At 61.8% G+C, this 9,201-nt stretch carries 9 protein-coding genes; 3 read left to right on the top strand and 6 right to left on the bottom strand.

The features are described from left to right. The 4 genes from mobA to DBR30_RS12025 all read right to left on the bottom strand — a co-directional run. Positions 1-433, bottom strand: a 433-nt coding sequence (mobA, locus tag DBR30_RS12010; RefSeq protein WP_375135847.1) for a molybdenum cofactor guanylyltransferase MobA, incomplete at its 3' end; no start/stop codon positions are given. Then, positions 405-1,100 carry an energy-coupling factor ABC transporter ATP-binding protein gene (locus DBR30_RS12015; protein ID WP_108541314.1) on the bottom strand — a complete coding sequence of 232 codons (696 nt, stop codon included), beginning with the start codon at positions 1,098-1,100 and terminating at the stop codon, positions 405-407. The genes DBR30_RS12015 and mobA, both read right to left, overlap by 29 nt. Positions 1,101-1,134: 34 nt before the next feature. Then, on the bottom strand, positions 1,135-1,836 hold the full coding sequence (locus DBR30_RS12020; protein WP_019446238.1) for an ABC transporter permease: 702 nt from the start codon (positions 1,834-1,836) through the stop codon (positions 1,135-1,137). Between the two features lie 129 nt (positions 1,837-1,965). Then, on the bottom strand, positions 1,966-2,808 hold the full coding sequence (locus DBR30_RS12025; protein ID WP_108541315.1) for a substrate-binding domain-containing protein: 843 nt from the start codon (positions 2,806-2,808) through the stop codon (positions 1,966-1,968). 255 nt (positions 2,809-3,063) lie between these two features. On the opposite strand from DBR30_RS12025, the gene DBR30_RS12030 reads away from it, so the two are divergent. Continuing rightward, positions 3,064-4,419, top strand: coding sequence for a sigma-54-dependent transcriptional regulator (locus DBR30_RS12030; RefSeq protein ID WP_064339669.1), 1,356 nt, complete (start codon positions 3,064-3,066; stop codon positions 4,417-4,419). A gap of 25 nt (positions 4,420-4,444) precedes the next feature. After that, positions 4,445-6,547, top strand: a complete 2,103-nt coding sequence (locus DBR30_RS12035; protein WP_181363564.1) for a sensor histidine kinase — start codon at positions 4,445-4,447, stop codon at positions 6,545-6,547. Positions 6,548-6,627: 80 nt separating this feature from the next. On the opposite strand, the gene DBR30_RS12040 is transcribed toward DBR30_RS12035, so the two are convergent. Both DBR30_RS12040 and DBR30_RS12045 read right to left on the bottom strand, forming a co-directional pair. Then, complete coding sequence (locus DBR30_RS12040; RefSeq protein ID WP_081042891.1) at positions 6,628-7,494, bottom strand: helix-turn-helix transcriptional regulator; 867 nt, start codon at positions 7,492-7,494, stop codon at positions 6,628-6,630. Positions 7,495-7,509: 15 nt separating this feature from the next. Then, positions 7,510-8,367, bottom strand: a complete 858-nt coding sequence (locus DBR30_RS12045; RefSeq protein WP_108541317.1) for a formate dehydrogenase accessory sulfurtransferase FdhD — start codon at positions 8,365-8,367, stop codon at positions 7,510-7,512. A gap of 233 nt (positions 8,368-8,600) precedes the next feature. On the opposite strand from DBR30_RS12045, the gene DBR30_RS12050 reads away from it, so the two are divergent. Next, positions 8,601-9,201 (top strand): hypothetical protein (locus DBR30_RS12050; protein ID WP_108588362.1); only part of this gene is annotated, 601 nt, incomplete at its 3' end.

Below are 9,201 nucleotides of genomic sequence, written 5' to 3' on the forward strand. Positions count from 1 at the left end.
GCAGGGCCACCACGGGTTGCAGCCAGTCGCCGTCGTGGGCTACCACCAGCTCGGTATCCGGGGTCAGGGCGGCGCGAAAGCGGCTCATCAGATCCAGTGGCAGGGCGGGGCCATCGCAGGGAACGAACAGCACCCAGTCGTGACGGGCGGCGGCAAGGCCAGCCTGCATGCCCGCCAGCGGGCCGAGATAGTCGTTGTTGTCATCGCTGATGACCGGGGCCAGCGCCTGATAGCGGGCCTGACTGCGGTTGGCGTTGATCAGCACCTCATCCACCTGGGGGCGCAGCCGTGCCAGAACGTGGTCGATAAGAGGGCGTCCCGCCAGTGCTACCCATCCCTTGTCTTCGCCCCCCATCCGGGTGGCGCGGCCTCCTGCCAGGATCACTGCTGATACGGCAACGGGATCAGAGTGGCTGTCGCTTTTTGAAGTCATGTCGCTCGATGATTTTTAAAGGGGTCGTCTCTTGCAGCTGGCCACGGGCGAGGGTCCATTGCCGCTCGCACAGGTCGGTCAGGGCGTTGCTCTGGTGGCTGATGACGACCAGGCCGCTGCCATGTTCTCGCAGATCTTGCGCCAATGCGGCCATCAGGGCAACCGAATGTGTGTCCAGATTGGCGGTGGGCTCATCCATCAGCAGAAAGGCCGGTTGCAGTGCCCAGGCACGGGCCATCGCCAGCCGTTGCCGTTCGCCACCCGAGAGAATGCTGATGTGCTCCCGCGCCAGTCCCTCCAGCTCGACCCGGCGCAGCGCCTCGAACACCCGGATCTCGCTGCCGAGCTGTTTATCGAGCGCCCAGGCCACGTTGTCGTGCACTGTGCGATCGAACAGATAGGGGGTCTGGTGCAGATAGGTGACCCGGCCCGGCCCCAGATCCCGCTTGAGCAGCCGGTTTAGCCGCTGCTGCCAGCGCCCCGGCAGATTGGTGTGGCCGCGGGTGGGGGCTAGCAGCCCTGCCAGGATTTTGAGCAAGGTAGTCTTGCCCACCCCGTTGGCTCCATGCAGCCAGATGGCATCCCCCGCTGCGATGGCGAGCCGGTCAATCTCGAACAGTTGGCGCTCGCCAAAGCGCATCGTCAGCTGGTGGGCGGTCAGAGCCATGGGGTACTCCTGTTAATACACAGTGGGGGCATGGTCAGTTCTTCAGATAGCTGTGGCCGCGACAGGCCGTCAGCAGCAGGTTGAGCAACAGGGCTAGGGTGAGCAGCACTATGCCGAGTGCCACCCCCTGGGTGAAGGCCCCTTTCTGGGTCTCCAGCGCGATGGCGGTGGGGATATTGCGGGTGAAATGCAGGATATTGCCCCCCACCATCATGGAGCAGCCCACCTCGGTGACGATGCGGCTGAAGGCGCCGATGATGGCGGCCAGCAGGCCAAAGCGGCACTCGTGCATCAGGCCGATCAGCGCCTTGGGCCAGGAGACCCCCAGGGTCAGGGCGGTCTCCCAGGCACGCCGGTCGCTCTGGACAAATGCAGCGTGGGCCATGGTGGCGATCACCGGAAAGGCGATCAGCATCTGCCCCACCACCATCGCCTGCTGGGTAAAGAGCAGCTTCCAGTCGCCAAAGGGGCCGGCCCGCGACAGCAGCATGTAGAGCAAGAGGCCAATCACCACGGTCGGCACCGATTGCAAGGTGTTAATGCAGGAGAGCCAGAGCCAGCGGCCGGGCAGCGGCAGATAGGCCAGGGCAAAGCCCAGCAGCAAGGCGGGCAGCAGCACCAGCAGCAGAGCGATGCAGGAGACGGAGAAGGAGACCCCCACCACCTGCCACAGTTCGGTGTCACCACTGAACAGCAGGGCGAGGGCCGCCAGCGTGGTATCGATCAAGGTCGGCATGACGCCTCTCTCTCATCGTGCAGGGCGAGGGCCGTCAATACGGTCGTGTCGATCAATGTCGGCATCAGGCGCCTCCCTCAGCGAACCGGGGGAGGGCCATCAAGGTCATCGCAGGGGTCAGGGTTGCCATTATTTCCCGTTGGCATCCGCTACGAACAGCGCCTGACCGGCTACCTTGAAGTCGCCGATCAGCTTCTGGCCATGCTCGGAGACCAGCCAGTTCTTCAGGGTGCGGGCCCCTTCGGTGTTGAGATCCGGGTAGCGCTTGGGGTTGACCAGGATCACCTGATAGGGGTTGAACAGGCGCTTGTCACCCTCCAGCAGTACGGCGAGATCCAGCTTGCTCTGGTAGGCGAGCCAGGTGCCGCGGTCGGTCAGGGTGTAGGCTCCGAGCTCCGAGGCCATGGTCAGGGTCGGGCCCATCCCCTGGCCGATGGACTTGTAACCGGCAAACTCGGGTTTGACGTCAGCGGCTTGCCACAGGGTCTTCTCCTTGATGTGGGTACCGGACTCGTCACCGCGGGAGATAAAGGTCTGGCCTTTATCCTTGATGGCCTGCAGCCCCTTGGCTGCATCGTGTAGCTTGGCCAGACCCGCCGGATCTTTCGCCGGGCCGACGATAACGAAGTCGTTATACATCAGGTGTACCGGCTCGATGCCAAAGCCTGCGTCGACGAACTGCTTCTCGGCAGAGGGGGCGTGGGTCATCACCAGATCCGCATCGCCGTTCTCGCCCATCTTCAGGCTCTGGCCGGTACCGGCCGCCATCACCTGCACCGGATAGCCGGTCTCCTTGGTGAACTGGGGCAGCAGCCAGCCCAGCAGACCGGACTGTTCGGTACTGGTGGTGGTGGCGAGGCGGATCGGCGCTTTTGTGGCATTAGTATCCGCTTCGGCGTGGGCCGCACCGGCGATCAGCAGGCTGGCGGCGAGGGAGAGGGCAAAACGTTTGAGGCTGGTTTTTATCGTCATCGTGATGCAACTTTTTTCAGGGTGGATGAGGAGAGGGCAAGAGTAAGCAAGCAGGGTGCCAAACTGTTCCTTTGCCGGTGCATTCACGGTTTGCCGTTTAAAAACAGAAGCTTATTAAAATCAATTAGGTGAGCTTGTTATCGCTTTTAATAATTGGTGTTGGTGCTTTTGATACGGTAAGGACAAAATGTCCCACTAAGGTTCCGGTTATCGGGACATTCACCGACCGTACGTGCATCCGAGGTACTTTTTTCCATGACACTCCCTCCCAGCCGCTGGTCTGCCCTCTCCCTGCTTATCGTTGACGATGAGCCCGGCATGCGCAGCTTTCTGGCCAAGGCGCTGGCCAAGCGTTTTGCCCAGATTGAGACTGCCGCCAGCGTGGAGGAGGCGGAAGCCCTGCGCTGCCGCCTTCACTTCGACCTTATCATCGCCGACATCCGGCTGCCGGGGCGCTCCGGCATCGAGTGGCACGAGGCCATCGACCCCGCTACCCGTCGCAGCGACATCATCTTCATGACCGGTTTTGGCGATATGGAGACCGCCCTCAAGGCGCTGCGCCTCGGCGCCAGCGACTTTATCCTCAAGCCCTTCAACCTCGATCAGATGGTGCAGGCGGTGGACAGAGTCATCGAGCGCCGCCAGATGGAGCGGGAGAACCTGCTGCTGCGCCGGGAGGTGAGCAAGCTCTTCCCGCCCACTCTGATTGGCGACAGTGCCAAGACCCGCGAGCTCAAGACGCTCATCGCCAGAGTAGCCCCCTCCAATGCCGCCGTATTGGTGGAGGGGGAGTCCGGCACCGGTAAGGAGCTAGTGGCCCGCGCCCTGCATCAACTCTCTGGCCGGATGGGGGCCTTTGTGCCCCTCAACTGCGCCTCCATCGCGCCGGAGCTGCTGGAAAGCGAGCTGTTTGGTCACGTGCAGGGTGCCTTTACCGGCGCCCGCAAGGGGCGTGACGGCCTGTTTCGGGTCGCCCATCAGGGCACCCTGTTTCTCGACGAGATCGGCGAGATGCCCCTTGCCATGCAGGCCTCGTTGCTGCGGGCGCTGGAGCAGAAGGCCATCCGCCCGGTGGGGGCCGAGCGCGAATTGGCGGTGGATGTGCGTATCGTCGCCGCCACCAACCGCAACCTCAAGGCCGAGGTGGAGGCAGGCCGCTTTCGCGAAGATCTCTTCTATCGCCTCAACGTGGTGGCGCTGCCGGTCGCCCCGCTGCGGGAGCGGATCGACGATATCCCCGCGCTGGTGCACCACTTCACCCGCCAGCTCACCGCCGAGATGGGGATGGGCTCTTTGAGCTGGACCCATGAGGATGTGGTAGCGATGCAAGCCTACCCCTGGCCCGGCAATGTGCGGGAGCTGCGCAACCTCATTGAACGCTGCCTGCTGCTGGGCAAGCCCCCGGCGGATTACTGGCAGAGCAGCAAGCCCGCCGAACCGGGCACGAGCGAGGAGGGCTACCCGCTGGCATGGCCGCTGGCGGAGGTGGAGAAGGCCCACATCCTGCAAGTAGTGGCGAGCCATGATGGCAACAAGTCGGCCGCCTCCCGGGTGCTCGGGGTGGCGCGCAAGACGCTGGATCGCAAGTTCAAGGAGTGGGCCATCGAATGAGGAAGGCTGATCGGATGGAGTGGCGATGAAACTGACCCTGCTCTCCCGCTGCATGCGCGCCCTGTTGCCCCGTTGCGTGCGCACCAAAGTGCGCTGGCGCCTGCTGCTGCTTACTTCGGTGCCCATCATGCTCACCCTGGTGGGCATGATCGCGCTCACCCTCTACTGGACTCTCACCTACAGCTGGCAGAACCTGCTCACCACGGTGCGCAGCGATCTTGGGGTGGCCCACCACGCCATCACGGTGCAGCAGCAGCGCCAGACCGAGCATCTCGAGCATCTACGCGATGCCTGGGCCTTTCAGCTTCGGCTGCGGGAATCGCCGGATCAGTTGCATGACTGGGTGATGCCGCTGGCGGCCAACTATGGTCTCGATTTTCTGCGCTTGCGCCGTGGCCCCGAGCTGGATCAGCTGACGGCGCAGGAGCGCGCCGCCCTCACTGCCGGGCGCAGCGTCAGTCACTTCGTGGTCTGGTCACAGCAGGAGATGCTCGCCCTCTCCCTGCAACTGGCCAAGCGGGCTGTGCTGTGGCAGCGGGATGGCACCAGGGTGGTGGAGAACAGGGGATTGATCAGCCTCTCACTGACGCCGGTGATGGGCCGCGACGGCTCCCTTTGGGCGGTGCTGGAGGGGGGCGAGCTTGTCAACGGCAGCACCCGGCTGGTGGATGAGCTCAAGGGGCAGGTGTTTGCCAAAAATACCCTGCCGGATGGCAGCGTCGGCACCGTCACCCTGTTTCTCGACGATCTGCGGGTGAGCACCAACGTACCGGTCAGCAGCAGCCGTCAGGTGGGTCGGGCGGTGGGCACCCGGGTCTCGCCGCCAGTGCGCGATCAGGTGCTGGGACGGGGGGAGATGTGGGTTGACCGCGCCTTCGTTCACGACGCCTGGTATGTCTCGGGTTACGAGCCGCTCTTGGGCGCCAGGGGCGAGCGGCTCGGCATGCTCTATGTGGGCTTTCTCGAGTGGCCCATTATCCGCACCTACCTCACCAATCTGGTGGAGCTGGGCTCCGGCGTGGTGCTGCTGTTGCTGCTCTCCGGCCTGCTGGTCTATCGCGGCGCGCGGGATCTCTTCTCCCCCATCGAGCGGATGCACAAGGTGGTGCGGCAGGTGCAGGCCGGGGAGTCGGCTCGCATCGGCCCGCTGGCCCTCGACCCTGACCACGAGCTGGCCCAGCTCGGTCGCCAGTTTGACGCCATGCTGGACAGGCAGGAGGCGCACCAGCAGCAGATGGCTCGCAGCGCCGACGAGCTGGAGCAGAAGGTGGCCGAGCGCACCCAGAGCCTCGAGCTCAAGACTGCGGAGCTGGAAGATCATATCCATATGCTGACCGAGGCGCGCCAGCAGCTGCTGATCAGCGAAAAGCTGGCGGCCCTTGGCGAGCTTTCGGCCGGGGTGGCCCACGAGATCAACAACCCCCTGGCGGTGATCCTCGGCAATGTGGAGCTGATGAAGCTGGAGCTGGGAGAGGCGGCCGAGCCGGTCAGCGAGGAGCTGGCGCTGGTGCTGGCCCAGATCGAGCGCATTCGCGCCATCACCCGCAGCCTGCTGCAATACTCTCGCCCCGGCGATTATGAGACGGCGCCGGTGTGGCAGCACCTCAATCCCATCATCGAGGAGAGTCTGACGCTGGTGCGCTCCGCCCTGCGCCAGCAGCAGGTGGAGCTGGTGGCCGATCTCAGGGCCCAGCAGCCCATCGAGGCGGATCGTCAGCAGCTGCTACAGGTGCTGATAAACCTTCTGGTCAACGCCAGCCACGCGCTGGGAGAGCAGGGGGAGATCCGGGTCGAGAGCCGCGACTGGGTCGATGAACTGGGTCAGCTGCGCGGGGCCGAGGTACGGGTGATCGACAACGGTAGCGGCATCGAGGCGGCCATTATCGACAAGATCTTCGACCCCTTCTTCACCACCCGCGCCACCGGCACCGGTCTGGGGCTGGCCCTGAGCCACCGCATCATCAGCCGCTGGGGTGGGGAGCTCTTGGTGGACTCCACCCCGGGGCAGGGGAGCTGCTTTACCGTGCGGCTGCGCAGCAACGCCCTGCTGCCCAGCGGCAGCGAGCCCGCGAAACTGGAAGGGTGGCGCATCGCCCTCAATGCCGAGGGGCGTGAGACAAGCGATTGATGCTGTTATAAAAAGGCCCGTGATAAAAACAGCCCGTCAACATGGTTGGCGGGCTGTTTTGTCGGTGGGTGAGTGGTTCTTTACTGCGGGCTCCATACCAGCTTGCCGCTCTGGGTCAGGTCATAGCCGCCAAGGCGAGCCGCCAGCTCGCGCCCCTCGGGGGATTGCAGCCAGCCGATCAGCTGTTGCAGCAGGGTGCGAAAGAAAACCCCCTGCGGCATCACCAGATCGAAGCACTCCTGCGACAAGGGCATAAAGCCGAGGCCAAACTCGGTGGCAGTGCTCTGGGCACCGGGCCCGACATCCGCATCGCCACGGCTGATGGCGGCGGCCAGCTCCCGCTCGCTGTTGACCTCAATGGTGCGCTCCAGCCGGGTCAGCGACTCCCCCTGGGTTTGCAGCCACTCCTGCAGGGCGCGCTGGCTGCCAGCCCCCTCCTGACGCATGGCCCAGCGCCAGTCGAGCGCCTCTTTCGCCTCCTTGGGTTGCAGCCCTTGCCGCAGCACCAGCCCCTGCACCCGCCTGAATCCATGAACGATCACCCATTGCCGGTGGCCCTGATACTGCTGCACCAGCGCCGGGTGGCGCAGATGCGCCTCCTCGGCCTGCCCCCAGTGGATGGCACAGAGATCCACATGGCCACGGGCCAGCATCGCCAGCCCCTGACGGGTGCCGCACGGGGTGTAGCCCACCAGTGCCTGGGTGCCGAGCTGCCGGGCCAGCCGGCTGCTGGCGTAGTGGAGCAATACGTCGTCCGAGCCCGCCAGCAGCAGCCGGTCGTTCATTACCCCCTCGTGGCAGCTGCCGAGCAGCCAGCGATCGAGCAGGGATCGCGGAAACAGCCACTTGCCGGTCGCCTTGGTAGCGGGGATGCGCGCCTCGTTGGCGAGCTGGTAGACCTTCTTCTCGTTGAGATCGAGGTATTCAGCCACCTGCTTCACATTCATAAATTCGTTCATGGCTTAGTCCCGCATCCCGCGACCGGTCGAACCGGGCGTCAGCACCGGCGGCTTCTCGTCCAGCACGATATGGTCGTGGCCGCTGAATACCTCGAAATGGCGCCCCTTGGCGCGGGCAATCATGGTGATGCCGAGCTGGCGTGCCAGATCCAGCCCCATCTGGGTAACGCCGGAGCGCGACAGCAGCACCGGAATGCCCATCTGCGCCACCTTGATCACCATCTCCGAGGTGAGCCGCCCGGTGGTGTAGAAGATCTTGTCGTGGCCAGCCTCGCCGCGCATCCACAGCTCGCCCGCCAGAGTATCCACCGCATTGTGGCGCCCCACATCCTCGACAAAGGAGAGGATTTCGCTGCCGCGACAGATGGCGCAGCCATGCACCGCACCCGCCATCTTGTAGGTTTCGTTATGGGCCGACAGCGCCTTGAGCAGGGCGTAGAGGGTGCTCTGTTTAAGCTCGGGCGCCGCCAAGACCACCCCTTCGAGCTTTTTCATCACGCTGCCATACATGGTGCCCTGACCGCAGCCGGAGGTGACTGTCTTCTTCTCCAGCGCCTTGTCGAGATCGGCTGCCTGCTGGCTGCTCACCACGGCGGCGGCCTCGCTCTCCCAGTCGACAATCACCGACTCTATGGCTGCAATATCCTCGATAAAGCCCTGATTTTTCAGATAACCCAGCACCAGCGCCTCGGGGCGGGCCCCCAGCGTCATCAGGGTGACGATTTCCTTCCAGTTGAGGTAGACCGTCAGTGGCCGCTCGCAGGCGATTTGGCGGGTTTGCAGCGTGCCCTGCTCATCCATCACCTCGACGGCCATGGTGAGCTGGGCGGCAGCATTGCTTTTGATAAAGGTCGGTGTCATGGGCCCCTCGCGACCGGTTGCCGGGATCTAAGGGGAGGGATACAGCAAGTTTTGTTCCATATTCATGTAGATATGAGCATAAAAAATGTCGGTGCCAAACAGTATTGATGCAGTGGACGAAAGTTGGACATTATTTTGAATGCCATTAGTTTATATGTTTGTTAGCATGATGGTAGTGTCATATTAATGATGTGCTTTTAAATAATATGGTGTTTTTATTTTAGGGGGAACGATTGATAACATTAATTTTTGGTGCTGGTGCAAGTTATGGTTCTGGTAGAACTATTCCATATAATCCTCCATTAGGAAATTATCTTTTTGACAATCTGGAGTCTTTAAATAGAGCATTTGCCGCATTACCACAAGATATTAAAAATGTTTTTATTGAGCGTGGCTTTGAAGAAGGTATGGTATACATAGCCAACGACAGCAGAAAGATTAATCCATTGCAAAAAGAAATCGCCTGCTATCTTTCTAAATTTAAAATAACGCCAGAGAATGCATATGCGAGGCTTTTCAATAAGCTTCGTAGATATATGAGAGAGATTAATATTGTTACGTTAAATTATGATACATTAATTGAGCAGGCTTTGGGGTTGACTGGTTACCCATCGGATTATAACTTTTCAGGTCAAGGGGTTAACGTATTAAAGCCTCATGGTTCATCAAACTTTTTACCTAGAATTCCAAACGGTTTTAGTTTTAGTGGTAATACCATGATCGGTTGTGGAACTTTCTTTGAGGGTTTGCAAACCGATGCTGTATCTACACATGAGGAAGTGGTTAGCTGGTGCGGTGATCCTAGAAATAGTGACCTGAGCCCTGTACTTTCTC

This window comes from Aeromonas sp. HMWF017 (genome assembly GCF_003061465.1).
GTDB classification, from domain to species: Bacteria; Pseudomonadota; Gammaproteobacteria; order Enterobacterales; family Aeromonadaceae; genus Aeromonas; species Aeromonas veronii.